22 protein-coding genes and 1 tRNA gene are annotated in these 21502 nt (G+C 58.7%); 7 read left to right on the top strand and 16 right to left on the bottom strand.

The annotated features are described in order from the left end of the window. Positions 1–94 precede the first annotated feature (94 nt). From typA to MTP39_RS06325, 7 genes are all read left to right on the top strand, one after another. Entirely contained in the window at positions 95–1918 is a 1824-nt protein-coding gene (typA, locus tag MTP39_RS06355) for a translational GTPase TypA (protein ID WP_249241898.1), read from the top strand. 256 nt (positions 1919–2174) lie between these two features. Beyond that, positions 2175–2251, top strand: a tRNA-Asn gene (locus tag MTP39_RS06350). Between the two features lie 334 nt (positions 2252–2585). After that, positions 2586–4922, top strand: coding sequence for a peptidase domain-containing ABC transporter (locus MTP39_RS06345; protein WP_249241897.1), 2337 nt, complete (start codon positions 2586–2588; stop codon positions 4920–4922). A 165-nt stretch (positions 4923–5087) separates the two neighbouring features. Further along, on the top strand, positions 5088–5543 hold the full coding sequence (locus MTP39_RS06340) for a hypothetical protein (RefSeq protein ID WP_005926824.1): 456 nt from the start codon (positions 5088–5090) through the stop codon (positions 5541–5543). 2 nt (positions 5544–5545) lie between these two features. After that, positions 5546–6658 (top strand): HlyD family secretion protein, encoded by a 1113-nt coding sequence (locus MTP39_RS06335; protein WP_249241896.1) that lies wholly within the window; start codon positions 5546–5548, stop codon positions 6656–6658. A 62-nt stretch (positions 6659–6720) separates the two neighbouring features. Next, on the top strand, positions 6721–8244 hold the full coding sequence (locus MTP39_RS06330; RefSeq protein WP_249241895.1) for an Ig-like domain-containing protein: 1524 nt from the start codon (positions 6721–6723) through the stop codon (positions 8242–8244). Positions 8245–8464: 220 nt separating this feature from the next. Further along, on the top strand, positions 8465–8977 hold the full coding sequence (locus tag MTP39_RS06325) for a hypothetical protein (RefSeq protein WP_249241894.1): 513 nt from the start codon (positions 8465–8467) through the stop codon (positions 8975–8977). An 89-nt stretch (positions 8978–9066) separates the two neighbouring features. Here the strand turns inward: MTP39_RS06325 and glmS are convergent, their stop codons facing one another. The 16 genes from glmS to dtd form a co-directional block, all read right to left on the bottom strand. Continuing rightward, entirely contained in the window at positions 9067–10887 is a 1821-nt protein-coding gene (gene glmS / locus MTP39_RS06320) for a glutamine--fructose-6-phosphate transaminase (isomerizing) (RefSeq protein ID WP_249241893.1), read from the bottom strand. 287 nt (positions 10888–11174) lie between these two features. Beyond that, positions 11175–11732 carry a hypothetical protein gene (locus MTP39_RS06315; RefSeq protein ID WP_097780029.1) on the bottom strand — a complete coding sequence of 186 codons (558 nt, stop codon included), beginning with the start codon at positions 11730–11732 and terminating at the stop codon, positions 11175–11177. Continuing rightward, positions 11729–12598, bottom strand: coding sequence for a DUF5685 family protein (locus tag MTP39_RS06310; protein WP_249241892.1), 870 nt, complete (start codon positions 12596–12598; stop codon positions 11729–11731). Before MTP39_RS06310 ends, MTP39_RS06315 begins: the two co-directional genes overlap by 4 nt. 270 nt (positions 12599–12868) lie before the next feature. After that, positions 12869–14065 carry a THUMP domain-containing class I SAM-dependent RNA methyltransferase gene (locus MTP39_RS06305; protein ID WP_249241891.1) on the bottom strand — a complete coding sequence of 399 codons (1197 nt, stop codon included), beginning with the start codon at positions 14063–14065 and terminating at the stop codon, positions 12869–12871. 94 nt (positions 14066–14159) lie between these two features. Then, a complete protein-coding gene (locus MTP39_RS06300) occupies positions 14160–14708 on the bottom strand; it encodes a S1 RNA-binding domain-containing protein (RefSeq protein WP_249241890.1) in 549 nt (182 codons plus the stop codon). 46 nt (positions 14709–14754) lie between these two features. Further along, positions 14755–15060: a septum formation initiator family protein gene (locus MTP39_RS06295; RefSeq protein ID WP_005926847.1), complete on the bottom strand. Its 306-nt coding sequence runs from the start codon at positions 15058–15060 to the stop codon at positions 14755–14757. A 46-nt stretch (positions 15061–15106) separates the two neighbouring features. Next, positions 15107–15580 (bottom strand): hypothetical protein, encoded by a 474-nt coding sequence (locus MTP39_RS06290; RefSeq protein ID WP_249241889.1) that lies wholly within the window; start codon positions 15578–15580, stop codon positions 15107–15109. Further along, positions 15580–15858, bottom strand: a complete 279-nt coding sequence (locus MTP39_RS06285) for a YabP/YqfC family sporulation protein (RefSeq protein ID WP_249241888.1) — start codon at positions 15856–15858, stop codon at positions 15580–15582. The genes MTP39_RS06290 and MTP39_RS06285 overlap by 1 nt, the downstream gene beginning before the upstream one ends. Before the next feature lie 45 nt (positions 15859–15903). After that, complete coding sequence (locus tag MTP39_RS06280) at positions 15904–16149, bottom strand: RNA-binding S4 domain-containing protein (RefSeq protein ID WP_005926856.1); 246 nt, start codon at positions 16147–16149, stop codon at positions 15904–15906. Positions 16150–16222: 73 nt separating this feature from the next. Continuing rightward, positions 16223–16492 carry an HU family DNA-binding protein gene (locus MTP39_RS06275; protein ID WP_055184818.1) on the bottom strand — a complete coding sequence of 90 codons (270 nt, stop codon included), beginning with the start codon at positions 16490–16492 and terminating at the stop codon, positions 16223–16225. Between the two features lie 55 nt (positions 16493–16547). After that, entirely contained in the window at positions 16548–17273 is a 726-nt protein-coding gene (gene mazG / locus MTP39_RS06270) for a nucleoside triphosphate pyrophosphohydrolase (protein WP_249241887.1), read from the bottom strand. 163 nt (positions 17274–17436) lie between these two features. Further along, entirely contained in the window at positions 17437–17862 is a 426-nt protein-coding gene (locus MTP39_RS06265; protein WP_249241886.1) for a zinc ribbon domain-containing protein, read from the bottom strand. Between the two features lie 172 nt (positions 17863–18034). Continuing rightward, positions 18035–18970 carry a uridine kinase family protein gene (locus MTP39_RS06260; protein ID WP_249241885.1) on the bottom strand — a complete coding sequence of 312 codons (936 nt, stop codon included), beginning with the start codon at positions 18968–18970 and terminating at the stop codon, positions 18035–18037. Beyond that, a complete protein-coding gene (gene hemZ / locus MTP39_RS06255) occupies positions 18936–20405 on the bottom strand; it encodes a coproporphyrinogen dehydrogenase HemZ (protein ID WP_249241884.1) in 1470 nt (489 codons plus the stop codon). Before hemZ ends, MTP39_RS06260 begins: the two co-directional genes overlap by 35 nt. A 12-nt stretch (positions 20406–20417) precedes the next feature. After that, entirely contained in the window at positions 20418–21035 is a 618-nt protein-coding gene (locus tag MTP39_RS06250; protein ID WP_117948238.1) for an MBL fold metallo-hydrolase, read from the bottom strand. A gap of 2 nt (positions 21036–21037) precedes the next feature. Next, on the bottom strand, positions 21038–21499 hold the full coding sequence (gene dtd, locus MTP39_RS06245) for a D-aminoacyl-tRNA deacylase (protein ID WP_249241883.1): 462 nt from the start codon (positions 21497–21499) through the stop codon (positions 21038–21040). Positions 21500–21502: the final 3 nt, after the last annotated feature.

Genomic DNA, 21502 nt, shown 5'->3' with positions numbered 1-21502 from the left:
ATCTTGACAAACCACCCTGTTCTGTTATAAACTTAGGCTTGTATGACGTTCGTTCGTATTTTATGAGTCTTTTTAAATAGAGAGGTAGAAATTTATGGTTCGTAACGATTTGCGCAACGTTGCCATTATCGCTCACGTTGACCACGGCAAGACCACCCTGGTGGATGCCCTGCTGCGTCAGAGCGGCGCTTTCCGCGACAATCAGGCCGTGGCCGAGCGCGTGATGGACAGCGGCGATATCGAGCGTGAGCGCGGCATCACCATTCTGGCTAAGAACTGCTCCTGCACCTACAAGGGCGTCAAGATCAACATCGTCGATACTCCGGGCCACGCCGACTTTGGCGGCGAGGTGGAGCGCGTGCTGAAGATGGTCAACGGCGTGCTGCTGCTGGTGGACGCTGCCGAGGGCTGCATGCCCCAGACCCGCTTTGTGCTGCAGAAGGCTCTGCAGCAGAACCTGAGCCTTGTGGTGGCTATCAACAAGATCGACCGTCCCGATGCCCGCATCAAGGAAGTCATCGACGAGGTGCTGTACCTGCTGATGGATCTGGGCGCTACCGACGAGCAGCTGGAGTGCCCCATCCTGTTCTGCTGCGGCCGTCAGGGCACTGCAAGCCTTGACCCCGATGTGCCCGGCACCGACCTGATTCCTCTGTTCGACACCCTGCTGAGCACCATCAAGCCGCCGGAGGGCGACCCCGAGGCGCCCTTCCAGATGCTGGTGTCCTCTGTGGACTACAACGACTTCGTGGGCCGCATCGGCATCGGCCGCATCCAGAACGGTGTTGCCAAGGTGGGCGAGGAAGTGGTCGTTTGCGACTGGCACAACCCCGACCTGAAGATGCGCGGCCGCCTGACCAAGCTGTATGACTTCCAGGCAAACGGCCGTCAGCCCTGCGATAACATCACCGCAGGCGATATCGTGGCTTTCTCCGGTCTGCCGGATGTGACCATCGGCAACACCCTGTGCAGCCCCGCTCAGATCGAGCCGCTGCCTTTTGTCAAGATCAACGACCCCACCGTGGAGATGACCTTCTCCGTCAACGACAGCCCGCTGGCAGGCCGCGAGGGCAAGTACGTCACCAGCCGCCAGATCCGCGACCGTCTGCAGAAGGAACTGCTGAAGGACGTTGCTCTGAAAGTGGAGGACTCCCCCACGACTGATTCCTTCCGCGTCATGGGCCGTGGTGAGATGCACCTGTCCATCCTGATTGAGACCATGCGCCGTGAGGGCTACGAGCTGCAGGTCTCTCCCCCGCACGTTCTGACCAAGGTCATCGACGGCAAGACCTACGAGCCCATGGAGCACGTTGTCATCGACGTGCCCACCCAGTATCAGGGTGCTGTCATGACCGGTCTGGGTCAGCGCAAGGCACTGCTGCAGCAGATGGAGTCTCTGGGCACCGACCGTGTCCGTCTGGAGTTCCGTATGCCCAGCCGCGGCCTGTTCGGCTACCGCAACCAGTTCCTGACCGATACCCACGGCGAGGGCATTATCAACCAGATCTTTGACGGCTACGACGTCTGGGCTGGCATGATCGCCAACCGCTCCACCGGCTCTCTGGTCAGCTTTGAGACCGGCGACGCCGTCACCTACGGCCTGTACAACGCCCAGCAGCGCGGCACTCTGCTTATCGGTGCCGGCGAGAAGGTGTATGAGGGCATGGTCATCGGCTACACCGCTTCCGGCGAGGATGTGGACGTGAACGTCTGCAAGACCAAGCACCTGACCAACACCCGCTCTTCCGGCTCTGACGACGCGCTGCGCCTGATCCCGGTCAGCAAGCTGAGCCTCGAGGGCTGCTTGGAGTTCCTTGCACAGGACGAGCTGCTGGAGGTCACCCCGGAGAATCTGCGCATCCGCAAGCAGATCCTGAACCACGACCAGCGCATGAAGGCCAAGAGCAAGCTGAAGTAATTTTACAAAAGCATCCTTATTATAGCAGCGCAGAAGCACCTATGGGCGTTTCTGCGCTGCTTTTTTGTGCCCGGCAATTGCCAAGCCGTCCCCTTGGGGAAGGTGGCTTGACGCGCAGCGGCAAGACGGAAGGGGTTCTGCCAACTGCCCCCTTCCGGGGGAAGCCTTGAGAGGAAAAATGATTTCCGAATTTTTGCAAAAAAGGCTTGCAAAAGTGCAGTGACTGCGGTATAATATTTCTTGCAGTCACTGATATGCCTCTTTAGCTCAGTCGGTTAGAGCACCTGACTGTTAATCAGGGTGTCGCCTGTTCGAGTCAGGCAAGAGGCGCCAACAAAGCGATGGATATTTTTCCATCGCTTTTTTGTTTTTCTGTATCTTTTTTCACCCATTCTTAACGGTTCTTAAAAAATATCGCCTTGAAGAACCCTAGTGGATGTGGTATACTTTTATAAGTTTATAGGCGTGGAAAAGGCACTGCGCAGCCCGCACAGCTTTTTCTGCCCCACAGACAGGCGCTCCCCCCGGTCAGAAGGCTGCCGTGCAGGAGCGCAGTTTTTTCGTTGGTCAAATCAGCAGGCCGGCCGGTAGCTTTGTGCGGCAAACACGGGGCGGCAGGGCAGCTTGGTGTCGTTTGAATAAATCTTGAGAGTAAAAGGAAACATCTATGCGTTATACCTACGTCCGGCAGCACGATACCACCGACTGTGCGGCTGCCTGTCTGGCCATGGTGTGCCTGCACTACAAAAAGGAAGTTACCATCACCCGCCTGCGGGATATGATGGGCACCGACCTGAAAGGCACCAACCTTGTAGGCCTGCAAAAAGCCGCCAATGAGCTTGGTTTTACCACCGCCGCAGTCCGCGTGGACCGCGAAAACTTCCTGAGCGATTTCTCGCTTCCCTGCATTGCACAGGTCATCACCGACCAGGGCTTGGCTCACTTTGTTGTAGTGTTTAAAAAGACCACCATCAAGGATGACGGCGCGCGCCGCAAGCACATGTTGCAGGACGCCGAAGCCCGCAAGGAAGAAGAGGAAAAAGGCAAAAAGCATAAGTGCAAGGATTACGTCATCATCGGCGACCCCGGCACGGAGCTGAAAAAAATCAGTCTGGATGAGTTCTACAAGAACTTTACCGGCGTTCTGCTGCTGCTGAACCCCACCTCGGAGTTCAAGGGCGGCAAGATCGAAAAGGGCGGCATGATGAAGCGGTATATCAACCTGCTGCTGCCCCAGAAAAAGCTGTTCTTCTACGCCATCCTCAGCTCGGTCATCACCACCATCCTGGGCATCGCGTCCTCCATGTTCAATAAGATCCTGATGGACGAGGTGCTGCCCTACGGGCTGAACAACCTGCTGGTCACATTGATCTTAGTGTTCAGCGTGGTCAGCATTACCAGTACCCTGATCGGCTTTGTGCGCCAATGGGTGCTGATCCATCTGTCCATCAAAATCGATATCCCGCTGATGCTGGGGTACTTCGGGCATATCTTCAACCTGCCCATGAAGTTCTTTGCCACCCGCAAAACCGGTGATATCACCACCCGTTACTCGGACGCAAACACCATCAAGTCCATTTTTACCAGCATTGCGCTGAGCCTTGTGATGGATATCTCCATGGCCATCATCACCGGCATCATCCTGTTCCGCATGAACGCCATGCTGTTCTCCATCTCGCTGTTCATGGCGCTGGTCAGCATTTTGCTGGTGCTGGTGTACAAGCAGCCCTATAAAAAGATCAATGAAGAGAGCATGGCACAGTCTGCTGCGCTGAACAGCCAGATGATCGAGAGCCTGCGCGGTATCGAGACCGTCAAGTGCAACGCCAACGAGCAGACCGAGCTGGATAATCTGGAACGCGAGTACATGAAGAGCCTGAAGATCAGCCTGCGTTCCAGCCGCATCAGCACCACGCAGGGTCTGATCTCCTCCTTCATCTCCACCGGCTTCAGTATGCTGACCACCTATGTGGGCATCAGTCAAGTGCTGAACGGCGAGATGACACTGGGCGGCTTTATGGCTTTCAGCACCCTGTCCGGCTACTTCACCTCTCCCCTGAGCAACCTGATCGGTCTGCAGATGCAGATCCAGGAGGCCAGCATCTCCATGAAACGTCTGACCGAGATCATGGACTACCCCGCCGAGTACGAGACCGCCGACGGCGTGGAGCAGAGCGAGCTGGACAAAGTGGAGGGCGACATCGAGTTCAAGGACGTCACCTTCCGCTACGGCAACCGTACCCCTGCACTGGATCATGTCAGCTTCACCATTCCCGCCGGTAAAAAGGTGGCGTTGGTGGGCGGCAGCGGCAGCGGCAAATCCACCATTACCAAGCTGCTGCTGAAGTACTACGACCCCGAGGACGGCGAGATCGACATTAACGGTGCAAATCTGGCCGAGTACACCAACAGTTCGGTGCGCCGCGCCATTGCCTATGTGCCCCAGAACATCGAGCTGTTCAGTAAAACCATCTACGACAACATCCGCATCTCCCGCATGGATGCCACGCTGGACGAGGTGAAGGAAGCTGCCAAGAAGGCCGATGCCCACGAGTTTATCCGTCATCTGCCGCTGCAGTACAACACCTATCTGGAGGAAGCCGGTAACGGCCTGTCCGGCGGTGAGAAGCAGCGTATCGCACTGGCGCGCGCCTTCCTGAAGGACTCTAACCTCTACATTCTGGACGAGTCCACCAGTAATCTGGACTTCGCCACCGAAACGCTGATTTTCAACATGATCTACGAGCAGCTGGCAGACCGTTCCATGCTGATCGTGGCGCACCGCCTTTCCACCATCCGTGACTGTGACCTGATCCTTGTGATGGATCACGGCAAGATCGTGGAGCGCGGCACCCATGATGAACTGCTGGCAAAGGATGGCCGCTACGCCGAGCTGTGGAACATGCAGCAGGGCATCTTCCGCAAGCGCAAGCCCGAGCCTGTTGAACAGCTGCCCGGCGCTACATTGGAAGAGGACGACGACGGCGAGTCCATCACCTACTGACCGCACCGCATCCACAGCCTTTGCCCGGATGCTGCATAAGCTTTTTCCCGCCCGGCGGGAAACCGAAGAATGCCTCGTTATGGTGTGCCCGGAGGCAGACGCTTCCGGGCACCTTTTTGTTTCGGCTCACATTAAAAAATATAACAGGATTAGGGGTAATTTATCATGAACGAGATTAAAGTTGCTGAAAACAAAACGCTTAAGCTGACCAACGTTCTCTCCCGCCTTGTGCGCCCGGAGGAGCTGGGCAATCTGCCGGTCATCCTGACCCAGATGCAGAACTTTATGAAGAGCAACGGCGCACAGCCTATCGGCCCGCTGGTGCAGGCGGTAAAGATGGGTACCGGCCCGGATCATGTGCCGGAGCTGTACATGATGCAGCAGGCCACCCAGATGATCACCCAGATGGAGCCCGGCTACCACATGGACGCTGTGCTGCGGGTGAAAAACTGCCTGTACGCCCACTACACCGGCCCGATGAGCCACAACCAGCTGGCCACTGCAAAGCTGCAGATCATGGCCTTTGAAAACGACATCAAGCTGACCGGCGACAACTATACCATCTATGTCAATCAGGACGATGACGATGCCGTGATCGACGTATTTATGGAGACCAAATAATTATGACGACAACCATTCAGAACCTTTCGGATCTGCAGGACCGCCGGATCATGATGGACAAAAAGCTGCCCCCTTACGGGTACGCCTTTGTCATTCTGACCGGCCTGTTCATGATCTTTCTGGTGATCTGGAGCACCCAGACCAACCGCATCTATGTCAGCCAGAACAGCGGTGTGGTGCAGGCCGCCAATAAGACCTACATCATGTCCAGCTACTCCGGCTCCATCACCGAGCTGTATGTCTCCGAGGGCAGCTATGTGAACGAGGGTGACCTGATCGCCCGGCTGAAGAGCACTGATCTGGATATGCAGAAGGACAACCTGCAAAGCCAGCTGGATATCTACCAGAAACAGCTGGACCAGTACAACAAGCTGCTCAAGTGCATTCAGGACGACACCAACTACTTCGACGAGACCAACGCCGACGATCAGCCCTACTACTATCAGTACCAGACCTACAAAAGTCAGGTATCGCAAAAGACCTTTGACGCCACCACCTATCAGGCTGCCGGTTACTCCGACACCCAGATCAAGGCTTTGATGGAGCAGAACCAGAGCGAGCTGGAGTCTTTGTACTACTCCACCATGCAGTCCATCTCCCAGAGCATTACCAGTGCACAGGTCAACGTGGATAACCTGCAGGCGCAGCTGGATTCTTTGAACACCGGCGCCAACGATTACTACATCTATGCGCCCACTTCCGGTGTGATCCATATGGACACCCCTTACAAGGAGGGCATGGTACTGAGCGCCGGTTCCGCGCTGGCTACCGTTGCCAGCGAGAACGATGATCTGGAGATCATGGCCATGGTGACGGTGAACGACCGTCCCCTGCTGCACGTCGGCGACCCCTGCAAAATCGCCATCACCGGCCTGTCGGAGTACTCCTACGGCACCCTGACCGGCACTGTCACCTCCATTGACAGCGACGTGACCGCCAGCAGCAGCGCTTCCTATTACAAGATGACCATCAAGCCCGACGCCACCTATGTGGTGAGCCGCAGCGGCGACAAGGTGGATCTTTCCAACGGTATGAGCGTGACCGCCCGCGTGGAATACGATCAGGTCACCTATTTTGAGTATGCCATGGAGGCTCTGGGCGTGCTGTTCCGCTAATACGGACTGCACAGCACGGCAGGATGTCCCCTTTTACAACACCCCAAAGAGGTACAAACAACATGATTCGAACCGCAAAGAAACTGGCCGCCTGTGTGCTGATGCTGGGTGTGCTGCTATGCGGCACCGCACTGAGCGCTGCCGCCGCCAGCCTGCCGCTTGAGCAGCAGAACGGCGTTTCACTGCCTTGGCTCAAGGATGTGCCCGCCGAGAGCATTTCCACCGGCAGCTACTCTGCCAATATGCTGCTGGGCGCTTCCCAGCAGCTGTCCCCTGTGGTCAAACCCAGTTACAGCACCGACACTGTGGTCTTTCTGACCGATGACAGCAGCGTGCTTACTGTAAGCAGCAGCGGCGTGGTACAGGCTGTGGGCGTTGGCACCGCCACCGTTACAGCAGCCGCCGGCAACCAGATCTGCGCCTACACCATCGTGGTGTCCATGGACTCCTCCATGATCGTGACCGAGATGGACCTTGCCCTCTCCTCCAACACCATCTATGTGGGCAACTCGGTGTCGGCTTCGCTGCAGGTGCGCCCCACCTCCGCCTCCAACTACGCCACCGTCACCCTGACCTCCTCTAACGAGAAGATCGCCACAGTAAACAGCTTTGGCCGCGTGACCGGCGTAGCCCCCGGCAAAGCCACCATTACCGCCACCTGCGGCTCGGTGGTAGCCACCACCACCGTTACAGTGCTTGCGCTGCCCACGGATTCCTCCGCTGGCACAAGCGGCACTCCATCCAGCAACAGCGGACAGGTGATCACCCCCAGCACCAACTACATCGTGCTCAAGCCCGGTGCCACCCGCACCATCACAGCTAAGGCTACCCCCGCCAGTGCATCCCAGTCCTTCACCTTCAAGTCCGGCAACAGCAGTATTGCCACGGTCAGCCCCACGGGCGTGGTCACGGCGGTAGGCACCGGCTCTACCTCCATTACCATCTCCAACGGCAAGGCCACTGCCATGGTCACGGTCATCGTGAACCGCTCGGCCGCGGCTTCCTCTGGCAGTGACAGCGGCAATGACAGCACTGACACCCCGGACGACAGTACTTCCATCCCGCTGGATCCTGTGGTGCAGACCATTCAGGACAGCACGGAGGATCAGGTGGTGTTCGCCCAGTCTGAGGTGCCCACCGTGACCGGCGAGATTCTGAACGCCCTGCGCACCACCGGCAAGACCCTGTGCGTAGTGGGCGACGGCTACACCCTGAACGTTTCTGGTAAGGACGTAAAGAGCACCACCAGCGAGATCGACACCGCCATCACCTTCACCGAGAGTGAAGAGGGGCTGGAGTTTGAGCTGGACAACGGCCGCACCCTTCCCTGTGCGGTGCAGCTGGAGTTGGACGTGAGCGCTTACTCCCGCCTGTACCTGTACAACACCATCAGCAACAAGTGGCAGTACCTGAACAGCTACAAGGACGGCGTGATCACCGCCGACACTGCCGGACGCTACCTGCTGACTAACCAGAACCTGCGGTTCAGCAATATCGACTGGACCTTCTTTATCGCCGGCGGCGTGGTGATCGTTATCATTGCCATTGCCTACATCGCATTCAAAAAGCGCTACTGGTTCTGGTAAGTTCCCCCTGTACTTTCTGATCTCGCAGCAGGCCCTCTCTGACACGCGCAGAGAGGGCCTGCTTTTTTGTTTTTGTACGGAGCATGTCTCCTTTCTTTCCATGCCCCTTTGTGCCGTAGCAGCCCTCCTGCGGCGGGCTTTCGCTTTTTCTTGACAATCCCCCTCCCCCGCTGTATACTGGGGCTACCCTGATACGCTGTATTTTATAGGAGGTTTTTGTATGAAAAAGCTGAAAAGACTGGTTTCACTGGCCCTTGCAGGTGCGCTGGCTCTGCTGCTGCTCACTGCCTGCGGCGGTGGCGGCAATGCCGGCGGCGCTGGCCCTGCCCGCACCGGCGATGAACTTGTGGATGCTACCAACCAGTGCAACTATGCGTTCCGCACCGAGCTCACAGGTGGCAAAGGCCCCGATTATCTGACCGCAGACGCAAATCTGAATAAACTCGCCAAGCAAATCTACGACGAACAGGGCTTGTCCAATGCTACCGTAGAATCCTCTTTGATCCGCATCATGCAGACGCAGAGTTCTTTTCTACCGCAGTACGGCCTGTCTACCGCTTCTATCAAAGTTTTCGCTCTTACGAACTGCCCCGATGCCGAGAGCGGCGGTCTTGAACTTTATCGTCAGCTGGTCAGTATGTATGGCATTGATATTCATGTCAGCAGCATCGGCTCCTATAAAGTAGATAACTATTATCTGGTACTGGCCCGTTACACGGATGTCAGCAACTGATTTTCCAGTTCTCTGTCCGATTCATAGACAATGAAAGCCCTGCTTCCCGACACCTTATCCGGTGCCCGGAAGCAGGGCTTATTTTGCGTTTATTCCACCGTTACACTCTTGGCAAGGTTGCGGGGCTTATCCACGTCGCAGCCGCGCAGTACAGCCATGTAATAGGCAAACAATTGCAGCGGCACGATGAGCTGTAACGGCATCAGGATATCGTCGTACTCGTCCAAACGGATCACCTCGGTGGCAACGCCTTCCGGCACCTCCGCATCCTTGGTGGTGAACAGCAGCACCCGCGCGCCGCGGCTGCGTGTCTCCTTGGCGTTGGAGATGGTCTTTTCGTAGACGTTTTTCTGGGTCGCCAGCGCAATCACCGGCACACCGTCTGTGATCAGACTGATAGTGCCGTGCTTCAGCTCGCCTGCCGCATAAGCATCCGAGTGCACATAACTGATCTCCTTCAGCTTCAGGCTGCCCTCCAGCGAGAGGGCGTAGTCGAACCCGCGCCCGATGAAAAAGCAGCTCTGGGTGTTCACATAGCGGCTGGCAAGGTACTTGATCTGCTCGCAGTCCGCAAGGCGGGGCTTGATGACCTCTGCCGCGTGGAGCAGCTGGGCGGTGTAGTACTTGGTCTTTTCTTCGGTCAGCTGCCCGCGCGCGTAGGCCAAGCGCAGGGCAAACAGGTACAGCACGCACAGCTGCACCATATAGGCCTTGGTAGACGCTACCGCGATCTCCGGCCCGGCGTAGGTGTACATGACGTAGTCCGCTGCCCGGGCAATGCTGCTGCCCACCACGTTCACGATGGCAAGCACCGGCACGCCCCGGCTCTTAGCCAGCTTGAGAGCCGCCAGCGTATCGCTGGTCTCGCCGGACTGGCTGATAATGATGACCAGATCCTCCGGCTTCAGAATGGGGTCGCGGTAGCGGAACTCGCTGGCGATATCCACCTCTGCGGGCACTCGTGCCAGTGCCTCGATGGCGGTCTTGCCCACCATGCCGGCGTGCATGGCCGTGCCGCAGCCCACCAGATGCACCGTGCCGATGCTGCGCAGCTTTTCGTCTGTCAGTTCCGGGATGCGCAGATCCGGCAGGCCGTTCTCCACCCGAGGGCTGACCGTTGCCGTGATGGCAGCAGGCTGCTCGTTGATCTCCTTGAGCATAAAGTGGGGGTAACCGCCCTTTTCGGCGGCTTCCATGTCCCAGTCTGCGGTCAGCTCTGCGCGCTCGACTGCCTCGCCGAACTCGTTATAGAAGCGGATGCCCTGTGCCGTGCACACAGCCATGTCCCCTTCTTCCAGCACGCTGTACCGGCGGGTGTACTTGAGCAGTGCCGGGATATCCGAAGCCACAAAATTTTCTCCCTCGCCCCAGCCCACAATGAGTGGGCTTTCCCGCTTGACCGCAAAGATGGTGTCCGGGTAGTCCTTGAACAGCACTGCCAGTGCGTAGCTGCCCCGCACCTTGGCAAGCGCAGCCTGCAATGCCTGCAACGGCTCACCATGATAGCAGCTGTCGATGAGCTTTACCAGCACCTCGGTGTCGGTCTCGCTGGCAAAGGTGTAGCCTTTAGCAATCAGGCGCTCCTTTAAAGCGCCGTAGTTTTCAATGATGCCGTTGTGCACGATGCTGACCCGGGGCGTGGAGTGCGGGTGGCTGTTCACGTCACTGGGTTCGCCGTGGGTCGCCCAGCGGGTATGACCGATGCCGCAGCTGCTCTGGGGCAGCGACAGCTCTTCCAGCTTGCTGCGCAGGGTGGAAAGCCGCCCCTTGCTTTTGACCACGCGGATCCCATCCCGCTGGGTGAGCGCCACACCGGCAGAATCGTACCCGCGGTACTCCAGCTTCTCCAGACCATCCAGCAGCACCTGCTGGGCGCTGCGCATACCAACATAACCTACAATGCCACACATACAAAATACCTCCAGACCGACTGCGGCGCGCCGAAATGCGCTGCTGCACAGTCAGTTTCCTCTATCAAAGTCTATGTTCTTGTATGGCTTTCTTTGCAGGGTTCTGTTCCGGTATTGCTGCCGGTTTTTGCCCTGTTCTGCGGCTGGTATAGCCCTCAGCCGGAGAAACATCCGCCGAATCTTTCGATGATTCCTCTCCTCGTCACCCTCACGGCTGTCACCCGTGTGGCCCGGCGCTTTGCGTCAGCTTGTAGTACACATTCCTTCTTTCAATGGTTTTTGGGGATTCAGTGCATCCCCAGCATTTTATGCAGTTTGGGCTGCCACTTCAGCTTGTACAGCAGCAGCATATTGCACAGTGCGCGGTCGTACAGGGCAAAGGCCACGTTACCCATAGCCAGCGTGAGCAGGGTCATTGCCAGCGCAGTGGTGCGCAGCTCCTGCGAGACGCTGCCCGCCGGTACTATCACCAGCAGCAGGCCGTACATCGCCAGCACCGCCGCGTTGCACAGCAGCAGCTTACACACCAGCTGCAATGCCCGGGGACGGATGCGGTCAAATTTGGGTTTGACCAGCGGGTAATAGCCCAGCAGTACCGTGAAGATCAGAGCGATCTCTTTATCCGGCACAAAGAGCAGCCCCAGCAGGCTGACGGCGGCGTAGGCCGTCCATGCCATAGTGATGCCGCACTCCATGCACACCGTTGCAATGAGAAAGCTGGCCACCGCCGGTGCAATGAACATGGCAATGGGGATAATGGTGCCCAGCAGCATCAGTGCTACGCACAGTGCCGCTGCCATGCCGCAGTAGGCCATGGACCAGCTTTTGCTTTTTCGTTTTTTCATGGGATTTCCCATTTTTCGGTGTCGGCGTCCTGCTCCAGCGGGTAGACCGCGTGCTGCAGGCCCAGGATCATGATATTGTTCAGCAGGGTGTCGTTCAGCTTGAGATCCAGCATCTTGTACGCCCGCATCAGGTCGTTGACCGCTGCCAGCGCCTGCCGCCGGGCGTTCTCTATAGCGGCAGCCTGTCCGTTGAGCTCGTTGACCACAAACACGTTGTACTGGCCGTTGCGGCGGTCGGCTTCAAAGCGCTCGGCCTTGTCCAGCAGATAGAAGATGCGGCCGATGCAGCTGCCGATATACCGCATACTCTTGCGCTGGTTGGGATCGTCCGTAGCCAGCGTGGAGTACAGCGCGCCGTAGATGTTGCTCATGGGCTCAGCCGCAAGGGCGTAGTTTTTGGCGCTCAGGTTCATCTGCAGCACCGCCTGCTCCCGCTCCTGCGCAAACAGCCGCTCCAGCGCCGGGTTCTCCTGCCGTGCTTTGTCGTAGGCACGGCGCAGCAGCAGCTTGTCCACTGCACGGCGCATACGCTTGACCGGGCGCAGCTCGCTGTACTTGCGGTCCTGCAAATTATGCCAGCCCATCAAGATCTCCGTCTGCGCCGCCTGCCGGATTCCCAGCGTCTGGCACATCATGCTGCGCTGGAACGGCGTACCGGGCACCCGCTGCCGTTTGCAGGTGGGCATACGCCCCGCCAGACTGTCGGACAGGATGGCAAACAGCACCCCGTTGGTGCGCAGCAGATGGCAGGCATAGAAGCCGTAAGACTTATACATCTGCCGCCGCACCCCGCGGAGGTAACGCATATAGGTGTTGTAGTCCCGGATCGTCAGTTCCGGCAGGTAGGGCCGCATCCGTCCCTTCATAAGTGCCAGCCATCCTTTCTGTACAGTTTTTGTATCCTGCGGTCAATAAGGTTAGTATAATCCTTTTTGTTCGGCAACGCAACTACCGGATGCAAAAACTGCTGTAATTTGTCATTATGCCGAATTTTGTGAAATCTATTTTTCTATTAAAAATACCCGCAGACCGTCTCTTTTCAGCAAAAGATGATCTGCGGGTGTTTGTGCCGGATTTTCCCGGGAAAAGACACACTTTTTCAGTGCAATATCTGCCGGGCAGGCAGTCAAATGACCTTACTTCTTTTCAAAATGGGTGCGCTTGCCGTCAAAGCCGGATTTGGGCATGGGCTTTGCCATCTTTTCGGTCTTGGGGGCGTTATAGTACATATACAGCTGGCAGGGGATCATGCCGTTGTACATCTTGCGGCGCTTGTTGGCGCGCTTGCCGTAGTGCAGTTCAAAGTCCATATCGGCGGTAATGGCGTACAGACCGGCGCAGGGGCTGGCTTCCATCTGCTGTCCCAGCGTGCGCGCCAACTTGGCAGCGCCCTCAATGGTGCCCAAACGCTCGCCGTACGGGGGGTTCGTCAGCACGATGGCCTCCGGCTTTGCGGCAAAGGTGGCAACATCGGCCACCTCAAAGTGGCAGCGGTTCTCCACACCCGCCAGCTTGGCGTTGGCGTTGGCCTGTGCCACGGCGGCGGGGTCGATATCGTAGCCGAAGGCTTCAAAGCCCACGTCCAGCTTGGACTCTGCCAGTGCCTTCTGGCGCTGCTCTGCCCACAGGGCGGCGGGCACAAAGCTGTAACGCTCGGCGGCAAAGCGGCGCTTCAGACCCGGAGCGATGTTCATGGCCTTCTGTGCGGCTTCGATCAGCAGCGTGCCACTGCCGCAGAAGGGATCCTCCACCAGACTGTCGCGGCGCACACGGCCAAGGTCGGCGATTGTAGCCGCCAGCGTCTCACGCAGGGGGGCTTCCATGGCGTTGCGGCGGTAACCGCGCTTGTGCAGACCCTCGCCGGTGGTGTCCAGCATGATCTCGCACACATTTTTGCGCAGCATAAAGCGCACCTTGTACTCTACGCCGCTCTCGGGCAGCACGGTGGTGCGGTGGCCCTTCATCAGGCGCTTGACCACTGCCTTTTTGATGACGCTCTGGCAGGCGGGGATGCTGGTCAGCTGGCTGTTCAGGGAAGAGCCGGTGACCGGGAAAGCAGCGTCCGCAGGCAGAAACTCCTCCCACGGGATGGAATACACGCCGTCGAACAGCTCGTCGAAGGTGGTGGCCTTGTAACGTGCCAGCAGCAGCATCACGCGCTCCACGGTGCGCAGGTTGAGGTTTGCGGCGGCGATCATCTCTGCCCCGCCGCAGAAGCTCAGACGGCCATCCTCCACCCGGATGTTCTCTGCGCCGATGCGGGTCAGCTCAAATTTAGCGGTGGATTCGCACCCGAAAAAGCAGGGGGCGATCAGTTCAAATTTTGCGGGCATGGTAGTTCCTTTCTGTTCTGTACCGAAAAAACAGACCTGTCCGACCGGGGACAGGCCTGCCTGTGTTCCTTGTGATCCCAGCTGATGCAATGGCTCAGCGGCCACGGCGGCTGCGGGGCGCGTAGCCACCGCCCCGGCGGTTGTTGGTCTCGTGATCAAGATCTGCCATTTTCTCCTCGCTCTGGCTCTTGAAGCGGCTCATCATGTCCTCAAAGCTCAGGTTGTCGGAGCGGGCAGGTGCCTTGGGCTGCCACACGCGGGGTGCAGCCTCCCGGGCAGGGCCTCTGCCGCCCTCACGGGGGGCACGGCCTGCGCCGCGACCGCCGGAGCGTCCACCCTCCTGCCCATTGCGGAAGCCGCCCGGACGGGGGCCTGCGGGGCGGCCTTCCCGGGGCTGACGCGGAGCCGGGGGCAGCAGCCGCTTGATGGACAGCGCGATCTTGCCGTCCGGTGCAATGTTGATGACCTGCACCTTAACCTCGTCGCCATCGTGCAGCACGGTGTTGATATCCTGCACGAACTCGTTGGATACCTCGGAAATGTGGACCATGCCGACACGCCCTTCCGGCAGCGCAACAAATGCGCCAAAGGGCTTTACACCGGTCACGCGGCCTTCGAATACGTTCCCTACCTCAATTGCCAAAACTCAATACTCCTTGCTTTCCAAATACTCTCGACCTGCCGCGCGGTCAGTTACCGGTCACATCCACAAAGATGCGCTCGTTGGGTGCGGCGTAGTTGTAAGAGTCGCGTGCGACCCATTCGGTGATCTGGTCGGCATCGCCGCTCAGTACGCGCTGCAGTTCCTGATTTTCCGTCTGTTGCTGCGCCACCTGTTCGTTCAGTGTTTCCAGTTCTGCCCGCTTGGAGCTGATGGTGACCTGATTGGAGATATAAGCCGCCAGCATACTCAGCAAAAGCAGCACGAAAAACAGGCGGAACGCCATGGTGACCACTGCATTCTTTCTGCGCTTTTTGCGTCCCGTATTCGTCATTGCCTTACGCTCCTGTCTGAACAGCAGACCTTCTGCGTCTGTTCTCTTACTTTGATACGTTTGAATTATACAACAATGCCCGCTGGTTTGGCAAGTTCTTTTTGGATTTTTTTGCGGTTCTTTCCGCGTTCCGGCGTAATTTGCGGGCAGTTTTCGCCGCAGCGCGGCGGCGGCGCAAGGGCTGCACCGCAAAACGGTGCAAAATACGGCCGGGCAGGCGCAAAACAGCGCCTATCCCCCGCCCCAGCGCCCGCAGCGGGACACCCAGCACCCCGGCAGCGCAAAGGGCGGCAGCAAAGGCTGCCAGCACCATGTACCATCGCAGCACGCCCGCTTTGCTGTACCCAGCGGCGTAGCTCTGACACACCAGCAGCACCGCGCCGGAAAGCAGCATATCCGGCACAAAAGCCGCCCTGCCCCGCACCGGCAAAAACGCCCGCGCCGCGCCAAGGGCAGCGCCCAGCGCAGCACAGGCGGCTACTTCCTGCAAGAGCCGGGCGGGCAGCAGAACCTGTACCATCAGCGCAGCAGCCGGTGCCAGAAGCTCCCGGCTGCGCGGGCGGCGGTGTACTCCAGCCCATCGAACCGCCCGGTCAGCTTTGCTTCCCCTGCTTCCAAGTCCAGCGTCTGCATACTGATCTGCGCGCCGGACAGGTGCAGAATGCCCTTGCCGGTCTCCAGCGCGGCGCTTTCGGCGCTGCAATGCAGCACCTTTTGCACTCCTGTGACGGTCAGCCTGCTGCGGCTTTCCAAGATCAGATCATGGGGCAGCGGCGGCTTTGCGGCAGCTTTTTCCATAGGCAGTCCCCCTCTGCCAGCATTGTATGCGGGCAGGCAGGGCGGTTATTCCGCGATCACCTCGTACATCTCGCGGGCAACGTCTTTCGTGCGGGGCTCCACATCCGAGAGCACCCGCACCTTGATGGGACGGTTGCCGAAGGTGACCTCGATGATGTCCCCGGCGTTGACGGCCTGACTGGCCTTGGCCACCTTGCCGTTGATGAGGATGCGGCCTGCATCCGCCACCTCGTTTGCCACGGTGCGGCGCTTGATCAGGCGGGAGACCTTGAGATATTTATCCAGACGCATTAGCGTTATTCCTTTCCTTTCAGCAAAAAAGCCGCCGCACCTTGTGCAGGCAGCGGCGGCGTGACAGAACCGATTACAGGGTGTCCTTCAGGGACTTGCCGGGCTTGAACACGATGCTGCGGGAAGCAGCGATGGTGATGGGCTCGCGGGTGCGGGGGTTGATGCCCTGACGCTCGGCGCGCTCACGCACTTCAAAGGTGCCAAAGCCGGAGATGCTGATCTTTTCGCCCTCGGTCATGGCCTTGCCCAGTGCCTCAAAAACGGCGTTGACAGCCTGCTCTGCGCTCTTCTTGCTCATTTCGGTGTTTGCCGCAACCTGTGCGATCAAGTCGGTCTTGGTCATATTATTTGCCTCCATCTGATTTTTGTCTTGAATTCTCTCGTTCTATCGGAGCAGGTCATTCGACCTGAGTACCGCGTTGTTCCTGTTCCAGACACTGCTGTGCAAAGCGCTTGGACGCAAAGGTCAGTGCTTCTTCTGCATCCACCCCCGCAAGCCGGGCGGCGTTCACCGCTGCAAACAGCAGCTGGCCAGCGGCTTCCTGCTTTGCGGCTTCCTCTGCCTTGGCAAAGTCCTGCACGGCGGCTTCCAGCTGATGCTGCGCTGCGGCTGCATCCTGCTGCCCAAGGCCATGCCCGGCGGCACGCTTTTGCAGCTTTTGCGCCCGCATGAGCGCGGGCAGCGTAGCGGGCACGGTGGCCAGCTCGTCGGCAAGGGTGGTGCGTCCCTTTTCCTTATTTTTGAGCGCATCCCAGCCATTTATACCAGCGTTTTCCGCTGCGGAGGATGCAAAGATGTTGGGGTGCCGGAACACCAGCTTTTCGCAGACATTGCGGCACACATCCTCAAAGGTAAAGCGTCCTCGCTCTTCCTCCATGGCGGCGTGGAACACCACCTGCATCAGCACGTCTCCCAGCTCCTCCCGGAGCAGAACGGCGTCGTCTGCGTCAATGGCTTCCAGCGCTTCGCAGGTTTCTTCCAGAAAATTTTTGCGGATGGAAGCATGGGTCTGCACTTTATCCCACGGGCAGCCGTTTTCAGGGTCCCGCAGGATGCGGATCACCTGCAGCAGCTGCTCCGCCGTATAGGGCGGCTGTGGTTTCCAGTCCAGCACACGTTCCATCTCCTTTTCAAAAAGATATTGTAGATTTTACCGCAGCCGCTGCGGTTTTTCAAGCAAAAACCGCAATTTCCCCGCTTTGTTCATGGTTTTCTGCGCTTTTCACAAAAACAGGCGGCATCCTGTGGGGGATACCGCCCTGTTGCAGGCTTTTCCGGTTACGGGCTTACAGCTGTGCGCCGCACTTATTGCAGAACAGTGCATCGTCCGAGACGGGCGCGCCGCACTGCGGGCAGGTCTTGCGGGCAGACTGAGCGGGCTCTTCCGGGGCAGCTTCTTCTGCCTCCTCCACGGGGGCTTCGTAGTCCACCTCAGAAGCCTCGGCAGGGGTCAGGGTAGCCTTCAGGCGGGTGATCTCCTGCTCGATGGTATCGATCATCTCGATGTATTTATCCACCAGCGGCTGGTTTTCCTCCTTGCCCTTGGCAAGGCTGTACACCAGTGCACCCAGCTGACGCTGTGCCTTGAGCAGCTTACCCTGCTCGTTGACCAGCAGCGCCTGCGTCTTGCCCTTTTCGGCCAGATCCATGGCAGCGTTCTTGCCCTTTTCGGCATATTCCAGACCCATTGCTTTGATCTTGTTAAAATCCATAAAAGACACCTCTCTTATTCTGGCAGTATTCTCTGCAGATAGCGGCGCATCCCGCGCCATACCGGGGTTGTATTCCCATTATAGCGCAGCGTTATGGCAATTGCAACGAATGCCCCGCAATTTTTACAGTTTGGTGCTGGTTTGGAAACAAATTTTACGCATTTTTCACCGGTTAGGTGCGGCTGCCATAAAACTCGCACAGCATACTATCGGCGGGCAGCAGTTCCAGCGGCAGCGGATCCACCTGCTCAAACCGGCGGGCAGTCTCGTCCCACAGCTCTGCGTTATGGTCTTCCAGCGTGAACTGACGGCGCACCTCGCCCAGTAGCCGGGAGATCAGTCCCAGCTCGTAGGTAAAGGAGGTGTCCAGCAGGAAGTCTGCGGTGGCCTTGAATCCCTTGATATAGCGGGTCTCACCGTCCAGCACCCTGTCCCACATAGAAAGGGTCTTGGCGGGGCTGCGGCCACGGGCGGCGGCATCCCGCAGGGTGCGGCGGCACAGGCGGATATCCTGCGTATTGATGACCCGGCGGCCGTCAATGCAGTATTCCTCCCGCAGACCGGCGTAGATGCGGTAGATCTGGTCGTCCGGCACAAGGCCGGTCAGCTCCGGGTTGAGGGCATGGATACCCTCCACGATGCACACACCGCCCTGCAGATCGATGGGTTCCACCGCGGCAGAGCGCTGCTCGGTGGCAAAATCATAGATGGGCAGCTCGGTCTTGCCGGTCTCGCTGAGCTGGTGCAGGCACTGCTTGATGAGGGGCAGATCCAGTGTTTCAAGGTTTTCATAGTCCAGTGTGCCGTCCGGCATTTTGGGGTAGTAGGCAGCGCCTTTAAAAAAGTTGTCCAGACTGACTACCTGTGCCGGGGTGCCCTGCTGCACCAGAGCCTTTGCCAGACAGTGGGCGCTGGTGGTCTTGCCGCTGGCGGAAGGTCCGGTCAGCATAACGATCTTTGCTCCGGAGCCGCGCACCTTCTGGGCAGCATACTGCACCCGCCGGGCGTAGCTATTCTCGCTCAGCTCGGCCAGCGCCTGCGGGCTGCGGGCTGCTACATTATAGAGGTCTACTTCAACCAGTCGTTTCGGTACCCAGATCGTGATCATAAAACTCAGCCACTCCTTTTTTCCGGTCCAGTACCTCCGCAAAGCGCTGGATATACTCGTTCGGATACTTAAAATTGAAGATGCGCTGCATCCGTTTGCCCCCATCGGCCACCAATTTGGTGCTGCCGCCCGCACCTGCCGAGAGGATGGTCTGGACTTCCTCCATGATATAAATATTATAGTAACCCTCGTGACCCGGCTTGCACCAGCCCACGTTTTCCAGATTTTGCAGCGTATTCTTCTGCCGGTAGAGGTAATAGGGGCGGTAGCCCGCTTCGGCCAGCAGATGGCATTTTTCCAGCATGGCGGCTACGTCCGCGTAGTCGTTCTCCTTCTGATCCTCGATGACGATGCGGGACGCACGCTTGAGGGTAAGGGTGTGGACAGTGATGTTCTCCGGCTGCAAGGCAATGGCCTGCCGCAGGCTGTGCTCAAAGCCCTCCACCGTATCGCCGGGCAGACCGGCAATGAGGTCCATGTTGATGTCCTCGTGCCCGGCGCAGCGGGCATCGGCGTAGCAAGCCAGAATATCCTGTGCCGAGTGCTTGCGGCCGATGTTAGCCAGCACCGTGTCCGAGAAGGTCTGGGGGTTGATGGAGATGCGGGTAGCGCCGTATTCCTTGATGACCGCCAGCTTTTCGGCGTCAGTGCAGTCCGGGCGGCCTGCCTCCACGGTATATTCTACGACCTTGCTCAGGTCAAAATTCTCCCGCACGGTGCCCATGAGCTGCCGCAGCTGGGCAGCGGAAAGGCTGGTGGGCGTACCGCCGCCGATGTAGATGCTGCACAAAGTCAGCCCGGCACGCTCGGCCTGCACCCGAATCTCTGCAACCTCTTTGCACAGGCAGTCCACATAGGGCTGCACCAGCTTGCGGTCGCGGTCCAGATTGCAGCTGACAAAGCTGCAATAGCTGCACCGGGAGGGGCAGAACGGGATGCCGATATACAGGCTGTACGTCTTGGGCGCACTGCCCAGCTGCAAGATCGGCTCCTGCAAGTCGGCAATTTCCTTTGCCATTTCGTATTTTTGCTCCGAGCAGTCGAACCGCTGCAAAAAGAAACGGTCGATCTGCTCTGCGCTCCACCCGGCGGCGCGCTTATCGTGGATCAGCCGCACAGGGCGCACACCGGTCATCTTGCCCCAAGGCGGGCGGATGCCCGTCCACGAGCGCAGCAGGTCATAAGTCAGGCTGGCAAGGGCAAACTCCGGCGTTTCCCCGCCCTGCTCCACCGGCAGCGGCAGCGGGGCTTCCAGCGTTTTGCTCTTTTCTCCCTGCCGCACCAGCACCCGCAGACCGGTATCGGTCTTTTCTGCCCACAGACAGTCCTCGGCAGGCTCCGGCGGGGTCAGGGTCAAGGGTGCCATGGGGTAAAACAGGCGGGCAAGATGCTCCACCTCGTACCCGGAGGGCAGCCCAGTGATATAGATCTTCATGTTGTTCTCTCTTTAAAAAATGTCGTTGCCGCCGCGCAGGGCGCTGCGGATATAATAGTTGTTGTCCAGCTCCGCGCCAAAGGTGGAAAATTCGCCGTGGCCGGGCAGCACCTGTGTTTCGCGGGGGATGGGCAGCTGTGCCAGCTTGCGCAAGCTGTCTGCCATCTGTGCGCTGCTGCCGCCCTCCAGATCGGTGCGGCCGATGCTGCCTGCAAACAGTGTATCGCCGCAGAACAGATGCTCGCCGCACAGCAGCACCACGCTGCCGGGGGTGTGGCCGGGGGTGTGCCACGCGGTAAAGCGCAGCTCGTCCACCGCGATCTGCTCGCCTTCCGTGTAGCCGCAGTCCGCAGCGGAAAGCGGGTACATCCTGTCGCCGGCAAGGTCTGCCTTTTCGCAGTAGAGGGTGGCGTTCCACTCTGCTTTCAGCGCAGCCGCACTGCCCACATGGTCGTAGTGGCCGTGGGTGCACAGAATGGTGGTAAGGGTGGCGTTGTGCTGCTTTAAAATTTCGTCGTAGCTGTGCACCTCTGCCGCCGGGTCGATGACCACGGCATGGCCTGCATCGGAGATGAGCAGAAAGGTGTTGGTATACAGCGGCGGTGCCGCAGGAATGTGAAAGCCTTGCATCGTTACTCCTTCTTCTTCCACTCGTCGGTATCAATGATGATGGTGCAGGGGCCTTCGTTCACCAGCGACACCTGCATGTGCGCGCCGAACTCGCCGTGCTGCACGTCCTTGAGGCCGTGCTTGCCCATCTCGGCAAGGAACAGCTCGTAGGCATCCACCGAGAGGGGCGGCTTTGCAGCCTTGATAAAGCTGGGGCGGTAGCCCTTTTTGGTGTCGCCGTAAAGGGTGAACTGGCTGACCACCAGCGCGGAATAGCCCAGATCCCGGGCGCTCAGGTTCAGCTTGCCCTCCGCATCCGGGAAAATGCGCAGACCCGCGCATTTATCGGCAAGTTTTGGCACGATGTCCAGCGTGTCGGTGTCCCTGACCCCCAGCAGGATCATGATGCCCGGCCCGATGGCGCGGGGCTCGCCGCCTTCCACCCGCACACTGGCGGAGGATACGGCCTGAATGACTGCTCGCATTGC

Origin of the sequence: Faecalibacterium sp. I3-3-33, assembly GCF_023347295.1 — a bacterium.
Taxonomy (GTDB): Bacteria; Bacillota; Clostridia; order Oscillospirales; family Ruminococcaceae; genus Faecalibacterium.
The sequence above is the reverse complement of the archived record's forward strand: the minus strand, read 5'-3'. Positions and strand labels throughout refer to the sequence as shown.

Excerpts from the sequence above, each read along its gene's own strand:
- typA (WP_249241898.1), top strand. The coding sequence starts at position 95 with ATGGTTCGTAACGATTTGCGCAACGTTGCCATTATCGCTCACGTTGAC.
- MTP39_RS06345 (WP_249241897.1), top strand. The coding sequence starts at position 2,586 with ATGCGTTATACCTACGTCCGGCAGCACGATACCACCGACTGTGCGGCT.
- MTP39_RS06340 (WP_005926824.1), top strand. The coding sequence starts at position 5,088 with ATGAACGAGATTAAAGTTGCTGAAAACAAAACGCTTAAGCTGACCAAC.
- MTP39_RS06335 (WP_249241896.1), top strand. The coding sequence starts at position 5,546 with ATGACGACAACCATTCAGAACCTTTCGGATCTGCAGGACCGCCGGATC.
- MTP39_RS06330 (WP_249241895.1), top strand. The coding sequence starts at position 6,721 with ATGATTCGAACCGCAAAGAAACTGGCCGCCTGTGTGCTGATGCTGGGT.
- MTP39_RS06325 (WP_249241894.1), top strand. The coding sequence starts at position 8,465 with ATGAAAAAGCTGAAAAGACTGGTTTCACTGGCCCTTGCAGGTGCGCTG.
- glmS (WP_249241893.1), bottom strand. The coding sequence starts at position 10,887 with ATGTGTGGCATTGTAGGTTATGTTGGTATGCGCAGCGCCCAGCAGGTG.
- MTP39_RS06315 (WP_097780029.1), bottom strand. The coding sequence starts at position 11,732 with ATGAAAAAACGAAAAAGCAAAAGCTGGTCCATGGCCTACTGCGGCATG.
- MTP39_RS06310 (WP_249241892.1), bottom strand. The coding sequence starts at position 12,598 with ATGAAGGGACGGATGCGGCCCTACCTGCCGGAACTGACGATCCGGGAC.
- MTP39_RS06305 (WP_249241891.1), bottom strand. The coding sequence starts at position 14,065 with ATGCCCGCAAAATTTGAACTGATCGCCCCCTGCTTTTTCGGGTGCGAA.
- MTP39_RS06295 (WP_005926847.1), bottom strand. The coding sequence starts at position 15,060 with ATGACGAATACGGGACGCAAAAAGCGCAGAAAGAATGCAGTGGTCACC.
- MTP39_RS06290 (WP_249241889.1), bottom strand. The coding sequence starts at position 15,580 with ATGGTACAGGTTCTGCTGCCCGCCCGGCTCTTGCAGGAAGTAGCCGCC.
- MTP39_RS06285 (WP_249241888.1), bottom strand. The coding sequence starts at position 15,858 with ATGGAAAAAGCTGCCGCAAAGCCGCCGCTGCCCCATGATCTGATCTTG.
- MTP39_RS06280 (WP_005926856.1), bottom strand. The coding sequence starts at position 16,149 with ATGCGTCTGGATAAATATCTCAAGGTCTCCCGCCTGATCAAGCGCCGC.
- MTP39_RS06275 (WP_055184818.1), bottom strand. The coding sequence starts at position 16,492 with ATGACCAAGACCGACTTGATCGCACAGGTTGCGGCAAACACCGAAATG.
- mazG (WP_249241887.1), bottom strand. The coding sequence starts at position 17,273 with ATGGAACGTGTGCTGGACTGGAAACCACAGCCGCCCTATACGGCGGAG.
- MTP39_RS06265 (WP_249241886.1), bottom strand. The coding sequence starts at position 17,862 with ATGGATTTTAACAAGATCAAAGCAATGGGTCTGGAATATGCCGAAAAG.
- MTP39_RS06260 (WP_249241885.1), bottom strand. The coding sequence starts at position 18,970 with ATGATCACGATCTGGGTACCGAAACGACTGGTTGAAGTAGACCTCTAT.
- hemZ (WP_249241884.1), bottom strand. The coding sequence starts at position 20,405 with ATGAAGATCTATATCACTGGGCTGCCCTCCGGGTACGAGGTGGAGCAT.
- MTP39_RS06250 (WP_117948238.1), bottom strand. The coding sequence starts at position 21,035 with ATGCAAGGCTTTCACATTCCTGCGGCACCGCCGCTGTATACCAACACC.
- dtd (WP_249241883.1), bottom strand. The coding sequence starts at position 21,499 with ATGCGAGCAGTCATTCAGGCCGTATCCTCCGCCAGTGTGCGGGTGGAA.